We start from the raw sequence: 12528 nt of genomic DNA on the forward strand, positions 1-12528 counted from the left end.
CGCTCTGGATCCCGCCGGTGAAGCGGGGCACCGGACGGGCGGGGATCAGCGTTTCATCGCGCCGTCGGCGATGGCGTCGGCCGCCTCACCGATCGCGACGCCGACGATCTCCAGACGGCGGACCAGTTCCCGTTCCTTCATGGTCTCCGCGCTGATCGTGCCGGAGAAGATCCGGGCGATCTCGTACTGGTACATGCGCCGGAGGGTACCGCCGGCCTTCTTCGCCTCCAGTGCGTCGTGGGTGATCACGGAAGGACGGGACGCCAGGTCGCGGACCGCGGTTTCCAGGGCCTCGATACCGACGATCACCTGATCGAGCATGGGGGCGAAACGCTGCTGGTCGCGGACACGGTAGAGATGCGACTCCCGGACGAAGTCCCGGAGGGAGTCGAGCACGTCGTCGATCGAGCGGGACAGCCGGAACAGGTCCTCACGGTCGATCGGCGTCACCAGTGACTCGGACAGCTCCTCCACCAGGCGTGCCCGTTCGGTGTCGCCGCGGTGTTCGATGGCCCGCATCTGCTCGTGGGCGTCGGTGCGGGCGGTGTCCCCGCCGATCATGGCCATGGCCAGCCAGGCACCCTCCTTCGTGGCCTCAAGCTGTCCGATCAGTGCCTCGGTGAGCGCGCTGTCCATCCGGCCCGCCAGGAGATCCCGCACACGCCGCAGTCGTTTCACGCGGTCACCCCCCGGATGACGAGTGCCGCCGTCGCGGCGAGCAGCCCGCTCACCGGCAGCGTCAGTGTCCAGGCCAGAGCTATCTTCGTGGCGGAGTGCCAGCGCACCCGGCCCGAGCCCTTGGCCGTCCCCGCTCCGACGAGGGCGCCAGCGATCGTCTGGGTCATACTCACCGGCGCGCCGATCGCGGCGCAGCCGACCACGGCGGCTCCGCTGGCCAGTTCGGCGGTCACCCCGTCCAGCGGGTGCGAGGCGATGATCGTCCGGCTGAGGGTACGGCCGGCGCGCGGCAGGCCGTACAGGGCGCCGATCCCGAACAGCACCGCCACGATCAGGCAGACGGAGAGCGGAGGGGCGTAGAGGCCGAGGGCGAGCATGAAGACGGCGGGCATCTTCTGACCGTCGTTGGCCGCGTAGGCCAGGCACTGCAGGGTGAACCCGGCCCGGTGCCACTGCCGCAGCATGCGGCCGTGCGTCCGGTGGATGAGCCACCGGCGCACCAGGATCGCCAGCAAGGCTCCCACGAACGGCGCCGCCAGTGCGACCACGAGCACGAACAGCACCGTTCCGCCGGAGACGGGCAGACCCCAGCCCAGGCCCGCGCCGGTGAGGGCGCCCACGATGGCGAGGGTCAGGCTGGTGGGCAGCCCCCGGTTGTTGAGGATCGCGACGACGGCCAGCGCGGCGAGCACGGCGACGGCCAGCACGCCCTGTCCGGAAGGCCCTTCCGCGCTCGCCAGCCCGGTGGTGAAGGTCGTGGCGACCTGGTGGGTCAGGAGGGGGACCAACGCGACCATGACCGTCATCACGAGCACGCCGGCGAGCGGAGGGATGCTGGAGATCTTCAGGCCGGTCGCCAGCAGCGCACCGCCGTCGTTGACCCCGGTGACGATCGCGAAAAGTCCGGCAAGTGATGACAGGGCGACCGCGCTCACGCTTCCACCTCCCACCGGACAGCGGGCGAAGGACGGGGTGGTCCGGCCATGACCTCACAGGCGGACGGCTGCCTCGCTCGTGGTGCCGGGGAATCGCGTCCCCGTGCACCGACTATGGAGAGGCCTACCCAGAGACCGGCCGGATGATGGACGGTGAGCTCCCGGTTTCCGGGCCGGGGTGCGCCGGGTGTCCTGTCTGCCGGGCAGGCCTCGTGGCCGGGAATGTGCCGTCCTGGCCGGACCGCGCCATTCGAACCGGCCATGCGACCTCCTGGTGATCGACTGCTGACCCAGCGTGACAGGGTGCGGGCAGGGGCGGCCGGCGCGCTGTACCCTGCCCAGGTCAGCCTGAAAGTACCCTAAGATCCGACCGCGCCGAGGGTGAATACGTCATCAAACCCCTCGAAGGCGGAGGTCTCCATGTTGGAGGTAATCGATGAGTGAGCGAGTCAGCAGGCCGGGCGCGGCCTCCGGGCTGTCGGACGAGGAGGCCGTATGAACCCCGTCACCCAGTATGTGCTGACGCTGTCCTGCCCGGACCGGCCGGGCGTGGTGGCCGCCGTCTCCGGTCTCCTGGCCGCGCGGGGCTGCAACATCATCGAGAGCCAGCAGTTCGGAGACCCCATCGCCGAGAGGTTCTTCATGAGGGTGCAGTTCTCCTCCACCCTCTCCGACGGAGAACTCCATACGGCCTTCGCCGCGCTCGCCCCCGACTTCGGCATGGACGTCAAGCTGCGGGACCTGGCCGTCAAGCCGCGTGTGCTGGTGCTGGTCAGCAAGTTCGGGCACTGTCTCAACGACCTGCTCTACCGGACGCGCTCCGGCCTGCTCGACATCGAGATCGTCGCGGTGGCCTCCAACCACCCCGACATGCGCCCGCTGACCCAGTCATACGGCATCGATTACCACCACCTGCCGGTCACCGCCGAGACCAAGCCGCGGCAGGAGGCGGAGATCGTTGCTCTGGTCGATCACTACCGGGCCGATCTGGTGGTGCTCGCGCGTTACATGCAGGTGCTGTCGGAGGACCTCTGCGTCAAGCTCGCCGGGAACGTGATCAACATTCACCACTCGTTCCTGCCGTCGTTCAAGGGGGCCAAGCCGTACCACCAGGCCCATTCCCGCGGGGTGAAGCTGATCGGGGCGACTGCCCACTACGTGACCGCCGATCTCGACGAAGGCCCGATCATCGAGCAGGAGGTCGCCCGGGTCAACCACACCCACTCGGCCGAGGACCTGGCCGCCATCGGCCGCGACGTCGAGTGCCAGGCGCTGGCCCGCGCCGTACGGTGGCACACCGAGCAGCGCGTCCTGCTGGACGGCCACAAGACCATCGTCTTTCCGCGCTAGCGAGGCGTTCACCGGGTTCGACGGCACGCCGCCCCGGAGACGATTTCGGCGGGGGCCGTCCCGGACACCGGTGAACGTTCGTGGTCACCGCGCTTCGGGGACCGTCAGGTCGCCGCGCCGCGCCGGTCCGGCTCCCGGGACAGGAAGCAAGGTCCCCGGGAGCCGGACCGTCTCCGGCTACGCGGTCAGGCCGGTGTGACGGGCGAGGAAGGTGAGCTGGTCGGCGGCGAGCTCGACGGTCTTGCTGACCGCGCGGGCGCCGTGACCCACCTCGGTCTCGGTGCGCAGCAGGATCGGCCTGTCTCCGGCCTGGGCGTGCTGGAGCGCCGCGCACATCTTCCAGGCGTGCAGCGGGTGAACCCGGGTGTCGGACTGGAAGACGGTGAAGAGCGTCGCCGGGTAGGAGACGCCCTCGCGGACCCGATGGTAGGGCGAGTAGGCGTACAGCCATGCGAACTCGTCGGGCTTCTCGGCGGAGCCGTACTCGACGTTCCAGGTGGCGCCGAGGCCGAACAGCTCGTAGCGGACCATGTCGAGCAGCGGGGCCGAGCAGACGACGGCCGCGTACAGTTCGGGTCGCTGGGTCAGCGCCGCGCCGACCAGCAGGCCGCCGTTGGAACCGCCGGAGATGGCCAGCTGAGAGGCCGTGGTGACACCGGTGGCGATCAGGTGTTCGGCCGCCGCGTGCAGGTCGTCGTAGACGTTCTGCTTGTTGGCCAGCATTCCGGCCCGGTGCCACTCCTCGCCCTGCTCGCCGCCGCCGCGCAACTGGGCGATGGCGTAGACGCCGCCCGCCTCGACCCAGGTCAGGATCGACGCCGAGTAACCGGGGGTCATCGAGATGCCGAAGCCGCCGTAGCCGTACAGGATGGTCGGCCGCGGTCCCTCGGAACCGGGCTTGGAGATCACCAGCATGTGGACCTCGCTGCCGTCCGCCGAGCGGTAGGTCACCTGCTCGGTGGCGACGGCGGGCACCTCGACCGCGCCGGGGGAGGCGGCCCACAGGGTGGTCTCACCGGTGCGGGCGTCGTAGCGCTGGATGGTGGGCGGGGTGGTGTTGTCGGTGTAACCGAACCAGGCCTCGTGACCGCCCTCGGGGCGTTCGCTGATGCCGCCGATCGTGCCCAGGCCGGGCGTCGGCACCTCCCCGGAACGCTCGCCGGTGACCAGGTCGTGGATGGAGATCTCACTGATCGCATGACGGGTCCAGCCGACCAGCATGACCGGCCGGTCCAGGTCGTCGAGGATCGCGAAGTCCGACAGCACGGCCTCCGGGTCCTGCGGGACCAGGTCGCGCCAGTGCTCGAACTGAGGGGTGGCGGGGTCGGTCACGCAGACCCGCCCGCGCGGGGCGTCGCGGTCGGTGAACACGTAGAGCCTGCCGTCACGCCCGAAGTGCAGGGCGCTCTGGGCGTCCACGTCCTCCTGGACGACGACGAGCTCCGGCGAGGAGAGGGAGGAGACCGACAGGTCGGCCACCCACAGGTCGTTGCGCGGGGCCGTGCCGCGGGAGGCGGAGATCTGCAGCCAGCGGCCGTCGCGGGAGACCGCGACGCCGTAGTAGTTGGTCTTCTCCAGACCGTCACCGAAGATCAGGAAGTCGTCCTCGGTGGAGGTGCCGACCCTGTGCAGGTAGACCCGGCGGTGGAACTGGTCCTCTCCCTCGGGCACCTCGGTGGAGGGCAGCCTGCGCACGTAGTAGAAGGCGTCTCCGCCGGGGAGCCAGGCCACGGGGGAGTAGCGGCATCGGTCGATCGGGCCCTCGATCCGGTGGCCGAGTGCGACGTCCATCAGGTAGAGGCTCGACTCCTCGTCGCCGCCCACCGACACCTGGTAGGCGAGCAGGCGGCCCTCCTTGTCGGGCTGCCAGGAGTCGAGGGTGGTGAGGCCGGTCGGGTCGAGCGCCATGGGGTCCAGCAGCGCTCGCTCGGTGCCGTCGGGGTCGACGGTGTAGAGCACGGCGTGCTCCTGCTCGGGGGTGCGGCGCATGAAGAACCGCCGTTCACCGCGCCACACCGGTGCGCCGATCGAGCCGGACCGCAGGAGTTCGGCGATCCGCGCCTTGAACCCCTCCCTCCCCGGGAGAGCGTCCATCTCGGCGGTGAACAGCTGTTCCTCATCGGCCAGCCACGACTTGGTCGCCGGGTCGTCGGGATCCTCCAGCCACCGGTAGGGGTCGGGGACCGGGGTGCCGTGCAGGTTCTCGACGAGTCCGTCGCGGCCGGCAAGAGGGTATGGCTGTCGCGTCATGGCAGGAACCCTACGACCTCCGGACGACAGCACGGGCCCATTGCGCATGGGGTGCGTCCGATCCGCCACCAGAGGAGTTAAAAACCAGTAATGCGGGCATAAAACGTACCAGGCCTCCCTTCAGTCATGTATGGGTGGCTCGTTTATGGGTGGCGGGAACGACGATGCAGAAGCCAAAATTGGTTGAGGACGGTGCCGTGGTGACCATCCGCTGGGCCGTCCGGCGGAGGTCCTTGTGACGGAAGCATCCGGGCCCCAGGAGGGGCCGCCAACCGGGGCACGTGGCAGCGTGCCCCCTCAATTGACGCGTAGTGCAGCGGGAAGGGCCCGCTGATGCGCCAGGTCCTGCTGTTGAACGCCACCTACGAACCCCTGACCACCCTCTCCCTGCACCGCGCGGTCGTGCTCGTGCTCAGGGAGAAGGCGGATGTCGTGCATCGCGACGGGCGGGGCGCCGTGTTCCGCTCGGCGAGCCGCACGCTCGACGTGCCGTCGGTGATCAGGCTTCGCCGATATGTCCGTATCCCCTACCGGTCACGGATCCCACTGACCCGTAACGCGTTGATGCGCCGGGACGACTACCGGTGCGCCTACTGCGGCCAGCGGGCCGAGACCATCGACCATGTGATCCCGCGCTCACGAGGCGGCCCCCACACGTGGGAGAACTGCGTCGCCTCGTGCACAACGTGCAACCACCGTAAGGCGGACCGGATGCTGGAGGAACTGGGATGGACGCTGAGCGTCGTCCCGGTGGTGCCACGCGGCGTCCACTGGCGGCTCATCGGCGCGCACGGCGTCGGCGATCCCCTATGGGCGCCTTACCTGGTGGAGAGCGCGGCCTGACCGCGGAGCGACATCCGTTCGCCCCGGCCCATCCCGTTCGGCACAATCGACGTATGGGATGGATGTTCACCTCCGATGTCGAGGTGTATGCCGGGGCGGCGGAGCCGTGGCTCCTGAAGGATCCGGTCCGCAACACCGCCCCGCTCACCGTCCTGCGCGGGATCCGCAACGGACTGTGGGGCGACGACGTGCTGCTGGCCTGGCTGGAACGGGACGGCGAGACCGTCGCGGCGGCGAGCCAGACGCCCCCGCATCCCCTGCTGCTCGCCGACATCCCGGCCGAGACCGTCCGCGACCTCGCCACCCGGCTGATCGAGTCCGAACGGGTGGTCTCCGGCGTCTCCGGGCCCCTCGCGCAGGCGGAGGCGTTCGCCGGTGCCTGGTGGCGGCCCGAGGCGGAGCGCCGCTCCGAACGGCTCTACCGGCTTGACGCACTCGTGCCGCCTCCCGCCTGGCCGGGGGAGGCCGCGCGGACGGCCGTCCCGGCCGACCTCGAACGGCTGGTCGAGTGGTCCAACGACTTCCAGGTCGAGGCCGGCGGAGTCGCTCCCGTCAACCTGACCCCGCTGGTGGCCAGCAGGATCGGCCGTGAGGAGCTCGTCCTGTGGGAGGCGGACGGGCGGCCCGTCGCGTTCGCCGGAGTCTCCGCACCCATCGGGGGCATGTCCCGGATCGGCCCGGTCTACACACCGCGCGAGTCTCGAAGGAAGGGCTACGGCGCGGCGGTCACCCACGCCGCGACGGCCAAGGCGCTGGCGGACGGAGCAACGGACGTGCTTCTCTTCACCGACCTGTCCAATCCCACCTCCAACTCCATCTACCAGGCGATCGGCTACCGGCCGGTGGCCGACTACGCCTTCATCCGCTTCACCTGATCGACGTCCTCCCGCCGCGAACGGCCCCGCCGGCCGATCCGGGTGATGACGATCAGGCGGATCGGCCGGCGGGGCCCTGAGGCCCGAGATGGTCGGCGGATCTTCGGCAACCTGGGTAACCTGGGTGTCATGCCGCGCTATGACTTCCGCTGCCGTGCCTGTGGATCCACCTTCGAACTCTCCCGCCCGATGGCCAGATCCGGCGACCCGGCGCTCTGCCCGCAGGGCCATGACGACACCGTCAAGCTGCTGTCCACGGTCGCCGTCACCGGCGGGTCCGGTGCTCCGGCTCCCCGGCCGGCCGATGGCGGCGGATGTTGCGGTGGAGGCTGCTGCGGCTAGGCCGCGTGCCTGCTCTGGACGGCGCGCTTGCCCTGGAAGGGCAGGAAGTGGTCGGCCAGATGCTGCTGGGCGGGCATGAAGGTGGGTTCGGTGGCGACGATCCGGTCGAACCGGAAGGCCCGGATGGCACCGCGCATGCGGCACATCCCCACGAGATACCAGTAGTCACGGTGGACCATGCACGTCACCGGGTCGACGTCGCGGACGGTGATCCGGCCGGACACGTCCCGGTAGTGCAGGCGGATCACGAGACGCGAGGTGATCGCGCCGGCGATGGTCCGGGCCCGGTCGGCGACCGGGCCGGGCATCGGGTCGGTGAGGGTCGACAGGGTGGAGAGGATGACGTCGTCGTCGAGCTCCAGATGCTCGAACGCGTGGCGCAGGCCGCTGCGGGCGGCGGTGGCCTGCGGGCCCGAACCCAGATGTGCCAGGGACAGGGCGAGGGCGGCGATCTCGGCGGTTGTCAGCGGGCTGGCGGAGGGCTTCAAGACGGTAGCCATACTCTGATATTACGTCTCAGCACCGACATTTTTCGAAAATCCTGTCGGGTACGGGGCATGCCGTACCCGACAGGTTGACGGGCGTCAGCGGGAGAGCTGAGACAGGTCCCGGGAGGCGCCGGTGGAGGCCGAAGTGGTCAGTGCGGCGTAGGCCTGCAGCGCGGCGCTCACCGGTCGCTGGCGGTCACGCGGCCGGTAACCGCCCAGCTCGGCCACGAGCCGCTCGCGGCGGGCGGCCAGTTCCTCCTCGGAGACCTTCAGCTCGATCGAACGGCCCGGGATGTCGATCTCCACGGTGTCGCCGTCCTCGACCAGAGCGATGGTGCCGCCCTCGGCGGCCTCGGGCGAGGCGTGGCCGATGGACAGCCCGCTCGTGCCCCCGGAGAAGCGCCCGTCGGTGACCAGCGCGCAGGCCTTGCCCAGCCCCTTGCCCTTGAGGAAGGAGGTCGGGTAGAGCATCTCCTGCATGCCCGGCCCGCCCTTCGGCCCCTCGTAACGGATCACCACGACGTCACCGGCCGCGACCTTGTTGTTCAGGATGCCCTCGACCGCGTCGTCCTGGGACTCGAAGACCACGGCGGGCCCGGAGAACCTCCAGACCGACTCGTCGACCCCGGCGGTCTTGACGATGCAGCCCTCCGTGGCGATGTTGCCGTAGAGGACGGCCAGGCCGCCGTCGCGGGTGTAGGCGTGCTCGACGTCGCGCACGCAGCCCTCGGACCGGTCGAGGTCGAGCGACTCCCAGCGGGCCTCCTGGGAGTAGGGCTTGACGGTCCGGACGTTGCCGGGAGCGGCGTGCCAGAGGTCCAGCGCCTCGGGCAGCGCGGTGGCCGACTGCGGATCCCAGGCGGCGAGGTAGTCGCCCATCGTGCCGCCGTTGACGGTGAAGGCGTCGCGGTGGATCAGACCGCCCCGGTCGAGCTCGCCGAGGATGGCGGGGATGCCGCCGGCCCGGTGGACGTCCTCCACGTGGTACTTCGCGGTGGCCGGGGCGACCTTGCACAGGCACGGCACCCGCAGCGAGATCTCGTTGATCTCCTTGAGGCCGAAGTCCACCTCGGCCTCGCGGGCCGCGGCGAGGATGTGCAGGATCGTGTTCGTCGAGCCGCCCATCGCCACGTCCAGCGTCATGGCGTTCTCGAACGCGTCCTTGGTGGCGATGCTCCGCGGCAGGACCGTCTCGTCGTCCTGCTCGTAGTAGCGGCGGGTGATCTCCACGAGCTGGCGCCCGGCGTCCTGGAACAGCTTCTTGCGTGCCTTGTGCGTGGCCAGGATCGTGCCGTTGCCCGGCAGCGCCAGGCCGATGGCCTCGGCGAGGCAGTTCATCGAGTTGGCGGTGAACATCCCGCTGCACGAACCGCAGGTCGGGCAGGCGTTCTCCTCCATCTCCAGCAGCTCCGCGTCGGAGACGGAGTCGTCGGCCGCGGCGATCATCGGGTCGATCAGGTCGAGCTTGCCGTTGGGCGTCTTGCCGGCCTCCATGGGACCGCCGGAGACGAAGACCGTGGGGATGTTGAGCCGGAAGGCGGCCAGCAGCATACCCGGGGTGATCTTGTCGCAGTTGGAGACGCAGATGAGGGCGTCGGCGCAGTGCGCGTTCACCATGTATTCGACCGCGTCGGCGATCAGCTCGCGGCTGGGCAGCGAGTAGAGCATGCCGCCGTGGCCCATCGCGATGCCGTCGTCGACCGCGATCGTGTTGAACTCGCGCGGGATCGCGCCCGCCTCGCGGATCGCCCCGGCGACCACGTCGCCCACTTCGCGGAGATGGACGTGCCCGGGGACGAACTGGGTGAAGCTGTTGGCCACCGCGATGATGGGTTTGCCGAAGTCACCGCCGGCTACGCCCGTCGCCCGGAGCAGGGCTCTGGCTCCGGCCATGTTTCTGCCGTGGGTGACCGTACGCGACCTGAGGGCGGGCATGAGGCTTCTCCCATCATTGAAACCGTGTCCTCAAATGGTACGGCCACCGCCCGGTGCGTGAGACGTCTGTCCACGACGCGAGATGTTCGGGGCGTGGACACTCCGGCGGGAGCCGTCCCGCAGGACGGCTCCCGCCGGAGTTCGAAGACGGCGCGGCGTCAGGACTCGGGGTAGCGGGCGGGCAGGACCCGCTCGGCCGCCTCGTAAATCCGCTGGATCTCGGTGTCGGTGAGTGACCGCTCCCGCTTGGTGATCCATTTACGGACGCGACTGCCGTCGAAGACATCGACCTCGCGGACGTTGAGGATCTTCCAGGGGATCGCCGGCCCGTAGATCGCCAGGGACGGGACGATCGTCACCTCGTGGCCGAGCGCCGTGCCGATCAGCTCGGCCGCCTGGGACGCCTCCCAGCGTGCCTCGTCGAGGCGGGGCTTCTGGTTGAACGGCCCGTGGAACAGCTTGCGATGCGACTGGACGCGGACCGGCAGTCGCTTGTCCCATTTCTCCGAGTCCACGGCGTACACGCCGGTGGGGCCCACGACCAGGTGGTCGATCTGGGCCTCGCTGTCGGGGATCGCACGGGCGTGCAGGGTGCGGTAGCCACCTCGCTCCAGCCTCTTGAGCTGGGCTTCCGTCCGCCGCTCCGCGACTGAGGCGCGCCGCCAGGCCGGCACGGTCGAGGTGGTACGGGCGCGTAACACCGTGTCGACGATCGCGGCCAGGACGGCGGCGGTCACCCCCAGCCGCCAACTCGACAGCAGGATGCCCATGACCACGCCCACACCGACCGCGATCAGGAGGCGGCGGCGCAGGTGAAGGTATTTGGGATGGTCGAGCAGGCTGCGCAGCGAGGCGCGCTCAACGGGTGCGTAAGTAGACGCGGGTGCGGTGGGTCGAGACGGCGGCCTGTCCTCGGCCGGTCGGTCATTGACCCAAATAGGTGACGTAGTGTTACCGTCTTCTGGTACCTGACCGGAATCCACGTCACTCACGGTAGCTGACGTCCTCGGGGGTGCCTAGTATTGGGTATCTCATACTTTTGTGACCACCATCACTCGCATGGCGCCGTTCTGATCCGGGTATCTACGCATTTCCTCTCTAGAGAACCGGGCCGCCTGCGCCTGCCCTGCGGGGGCGTGACTCACGTACGCGACTTCCTCTCCACAGCCGCAGCCGGACGGGCCCGAACCTACCAAACCGCGCGGCACCGCGCCGTGTTTCCGCTCCGGGGCCGCAGCCCGGAGGCGCCACACCGGAGGCGGTGCGCGGTGGTTTCCGGGGAGCGCCGGCCCGCTGCCCGGTAGCGCCCTCGACGCGTCCTCACCGCAGGTCTACCGTTGGTGGTGTGGACGCGATCCAGGTCCTCGGCTTCCTCGTCGGAGCCTCGGCGGGCCTGTTCCTGCTCATCACCTTGCTGGTGGTCCTTCCCGGCAGGGCGCGCCGGAACGCGGCCCGGACCACCTCGGTGGGGGTGGTGTGGTTCGGCGGCCCGTTCCGCAGCGAGCGGAGCGAGAGCGCCGGCGCCCCGATGCCGGTGGACGGCGACGACCTCCGGTCGCGGGAGTCGCAGGTGGACTGGGTCTCGCTGGCGGAGCTCTCCGAGCCGGGCCGGCATGTCGGCGGGGCGTCGGCCGGATGGTGAGGGCGATGGGGGCACTGAGCCCGACCCAGGCCGAGAGCGTCCGTGAGGCACTCCGCGTCGCCGAACATCGCAGCGGTCTGCGCTTCGCCGCCTACCTCGGGTCGGCCGTCGGCCCGCGCCGCCACTTCTCCGAACGGCTGCACGCCGCACTGGGCGAGGAGGCCGCACGGGCCGTGCTCGTCTTCGTCGACCCGGTCGGGAGAGCCCTGGAGATCGTCACAGGGCCGCTGGCCAGATGGAGGCTGCCGGACGGGGAGTGCCGTCTGGCCGCCACGAGGATGGCGCACGCCCTTGGCGCGGGAGACCTGGCGGGCGGACTCGTCGTCGGCGTGGGACTGCTCGCCGACCTGGCCGCCCGCTCCCGGTGAGCCGTCTCGCAAAGCCCCGCGTCCGGTGCGGCGCATGGGGCCGGCGGCGGGGACCGCGATTCCCTCGGGGCCCGTGGCAGGCCGTCTTCTCGCATAATCGGGTAGTGCTGAAAACCGTACGGGACACGCCGGCGGGCCGGAGCTCGGAGGGAGGCATGGTGGAGGAGGGCCAGGACGAGACCTCGGCCTACATCACAGCGGTGCTCGCCGACGTGCGGGCCGACATCGGTACGGCGAACCGGAAGGCCGCCGTGCTCCTGACGGCGGCCGTCGCCGGTCTGCTGCTGGGTAACGGCTGGCGGCCGGACAGGCTGCCCAGCGAGGTGGAGTGGCTCTGGTGGACGGGCGTCTTCTTCTGCGTGACGGGAATCCTGATGCTGGTCGGAGCCCTCTATCCGCACAGCGCCCGGCTCGCCGGACGGGCGGTGGAGCGCCGTCGCTCCTATACCGCCGGTACGCCCGCCGAGAGTGTGGAAGCCGATGACACCGGACCCGAGGACTCCCGGGCCGGTGCCTTCGCCCGCAGCGCGCTCGCCGAACTGCGAGCGCGCACGGCCGGCCAGGACACCCGCATCCGGGCCGATCGGCTCGTGTTGCGGATCAGGGCCCTCAGCGCCGTCGCCGACGCCAAGAAGCGCTACGTCCGGAGGGGGACGGTCCTGCTGACGATCTCCGTGGCCTGCTGCGCACTCTCACTGGCCGTCGGCCAGGCCATCACCGTGTGGGACTTCTTCGGCAGGCCGATGGCCCCGGCCGTCCAGCCGGTGCCCGCGGCGGGCCCCTGCGCCCCTTCCGGCGCCTGTGGTGGCTCCTGACCGGCCG

General features: G+C 70.1%; 13 protein-coding genes. 7 read left to right on the forward strand and 6 right to left on the reverse strand.

The window, feature by feature from the left end:
• Positions 1-45: 45 nt before the first annotated feature.
• Positions 46-678: a DUF47 family protein gene (locus tag OHA77_RS31455; protein ID WP_326824574.1), complete on the reverse strand. Its 633-nt coding sequence runs from the start codon at positions 676-678 to the stop codon at positions 46-48.
• Positions 675-1613 (reverse strand): anion permease, encoded by a 939-nt coding sequence (locus tag OHA77_RS31460; RefSeq protein ID WP_406312989.1) that lies wholly within the window; start codon positions 1611-1613, stop codon positions 675-677. The genes OHA77_RS31455 and OHA77_RS31460 overlap by 4 nt, the downstream gene beginning before the upstream one ends.
• Before the next feature lie 495 nt (positions 1614-2108).
• On the opposite strand from OHA77_RS31460, the gene purU reads away from it, so the two are divergent.
• Entirely contained in the window at positions 2109-2963 is an 855-nt protein-coding gene (purU, locus tag OHA77_RS31465) for a formyltetrahydrofolate deformylase (RefSeq protein ID WP_406312990.1), read from the forward strand.
• Between the two features lie 177 nt (positions 2964-3140).
• Here purU and OHA77_RS31470 read toward each other — a convergent pair whose 3' ends face one another.
• Positions 3141-5213, reverse strand: a complete 2073-nt coding sequence (locus OHA77_RS31470; protein WP_406312991.1) for a prolyl oligopeptidase family protein — start codon at positions 5211-5213, stop codon at positions 3141-3143.
• Positions 5214-5546: 333 nt separating this feature from the next.
• On the opposite strand from OHA77_RS31470, the gene OHA77_RS31475 reads away from it, so the two are divergent.
• The 3 genes from OHA77_RS31475 (at position 5547) to OHA77_RS31485 (ending at position 7273) form a co-directional block, all read left to right on the forward strand.
• Entirely contained in the window at positions 5547-6056 is a 510-nt protein-coding gene (locus OHA77_RS31475) for an HNH endonuclease (RefSeq protein ID WP_326824570.1), read from the forward strand.
• Between the two features lie 53 nt (positions 6057-6109).
• Entirely contained in the window at positions 6110-6931 is an 822-nt protein-coding gene (locus OHA77_RS31480) for a GNAT family N-acetyltransferase (RefSeq protein WP_406312992.1), read from the forward strand.
• Between the two features lie 129 nt (positions 6932-7060).
• A complete protein-coding gene (locus OHA77_RS31485; RefSeq protein ID WP_406312993.1) occupies positions 7061-7273 on the forward strand; it encodes a zinc ribbon domain-containing protein in 213 nt (70 codons plus the stop codon).
• Here OHA77_RS31485 and OHA77_RS31490 read toward each other — a convergent pair.
• The 3 genes from OHA77_RS31490 to OHA77_RS31500 all read right to left on the reverse strand — a co-directional run bounded on the left by OHA77_RS31490 (position 7270) and on the right by OHA77_RS31500 (position 10466).
• Positions 7270-7773, reverse strand: coding sequence for a WYL domain-containing protein (locus OHA77_RS31490; RefSeq protein WP_326824568.1), 504 nt, complete (start codon positions 7771-7773; stop codon positions 7270-7272). The genes OHA77_RS31485 and OHA77_RS31490 overlap by 4 nt on opposite strands.
• An 84-nt stretch (positions 7774-7857) precedes the next feature.
• The gene (gene ilvD / locus OHA77_RS31495) at positions 7858-9696 is read right to left on the reverse strand and encodes a dihydroxy-acid dehydratase (protein WP_326824567.1); all 1839 of its coding nucleotides are present in this window, start codon (positions 9694-9696) and stop codon (positions 7858-7860) included.
• 158 nt (positions 9697-9854) lie between these two features.
• The gene (locus OHA77_RS31500) at positions 9855-10466 is read right to left on the reverse strand and encodes a nuclease-related domain-containing protein (protein WP_326826891.1); all 612 of its coding nucleotides are present in this window, start codon (positions 10464-10466) and stop codon (positions 9855-9857) included.
• A 575-nt stretch (positions 10467-11041) separates the two neighbouring features.
• Here OHA77_RS31500 and OHA77_RS31505 point away from each other — a divergent pair.
• From OHA77_RS31505 to OHA77_RS31515, 3 genes are all read left to right on the forward strand, one after another.
• Complete coding sequence (locus OHA77_RS31505) at positions 11042-11338, forward strand: hypothetical protein (RefSeq protein ID WP_406312994.1); 297 nt, start codon at positions 11042-11044, stop codon at positions 11336-11338.
• Between the two features lie 5 nt (positions 11339-11343).
• Positions 11344-11706: a DUF5130 family protein gene (locus OHA77_RS31510; protein ID WP_326824565.1), complete on the forward strand. Its 363-nt coding sequence runs from the start codon at positions 11344-11346 to the stop codon at positions 11704-11706.
• Between the two features lie 104 nt (positions 11707-11810).
• Complete coding sequence (locus OHA77_RS31515) at positions 11811-12521, forward strand: hypothetical protein (protein ID WP_326824564.1); 711 nt, start codon at positions 11811-11813, stop codon at positions 12519-12521.
• The last annotated feature ends 7 nt before the right edge of the window (positions 12522-12528 follow it).

Source organism: Streptosporangium sp. NBC_01639 (genome assembly GCF_045209755.1).
In the GTDB taxonomy this organism is placed as follows: domain Bacteria; phylum Actinomycetota; class Actinomycetes; order Streptosporangiales; family Streptosporangiaceae; genus Streptosporangium.

Excerpts from the sequence above, each read along its gene's own strand:
- purU (WP_406312990.1), top strand. The coding sequence starts at position 2,109 with ATGAACCCCGTCACCCAGTATGTGCTGACGCTGTCCTGCCCGGACCGG.
- OHA77_RS31470 (WP_406312991.1), bottom strand. The coding sequence starts at position 5,213 with ATGACGCGACAGCCATACCCTCTTGCCGGCCGCGACGGACTCGTCGAG.
- OHA77_RS31475 (WP_326824570.1), top strand. The coding sequence starts at position 5,547 with ATGCGCCAGGTCCTGCTGTTGAACGCCACCTACGAACCCCTGACCACC.
- OHA77_RS31480 (WP_406312992.1), top strand. The coding sequence starts at position 6,110 with ATGGGATGGATGTTCACCTCCGATGTCGAGGTGTATGCCGGGGCGGCG.
- OHA77_RS31485 (WP_406312993.1), top strand. The coding sequence starts at position 7,061 with ATGCCGCGCTATGACTTCCGCTGCCGTGCCTGTGGATCCACCTTCGAA.
- OHA77_RS31490 (WP_326824568.1), bottom strand. The coding sequence starts at position 7,773 with ATGGCTACCGTCTTGAAGCCCTCCGCCAGCCCGCTGACAACCGCCGAG.
- ilvD (WP_326824567.1), bottom strand. The coding sequence starts at position 9,696 with ATGCCCGCCCTCAGGTCGCGTACGGTCACCCACGGCAGAAACATGGCC.
- OHA77_RS31500 (WP_326826891.1), bottom strand. The coding sequence starts at position 10,466 with ATGGGCATCCTGCTGTCGAGTTGGCGGCTGGGGGTGACCGCCGCCGTC.
- OHA77_RS31510 (WP_326824565.1), top strand. The coding sequence starts at position 11,344 with ATGGGGGCACTGAGCCCGACCCAGGCCGAGAGCGTCCGTGAGGCACTC.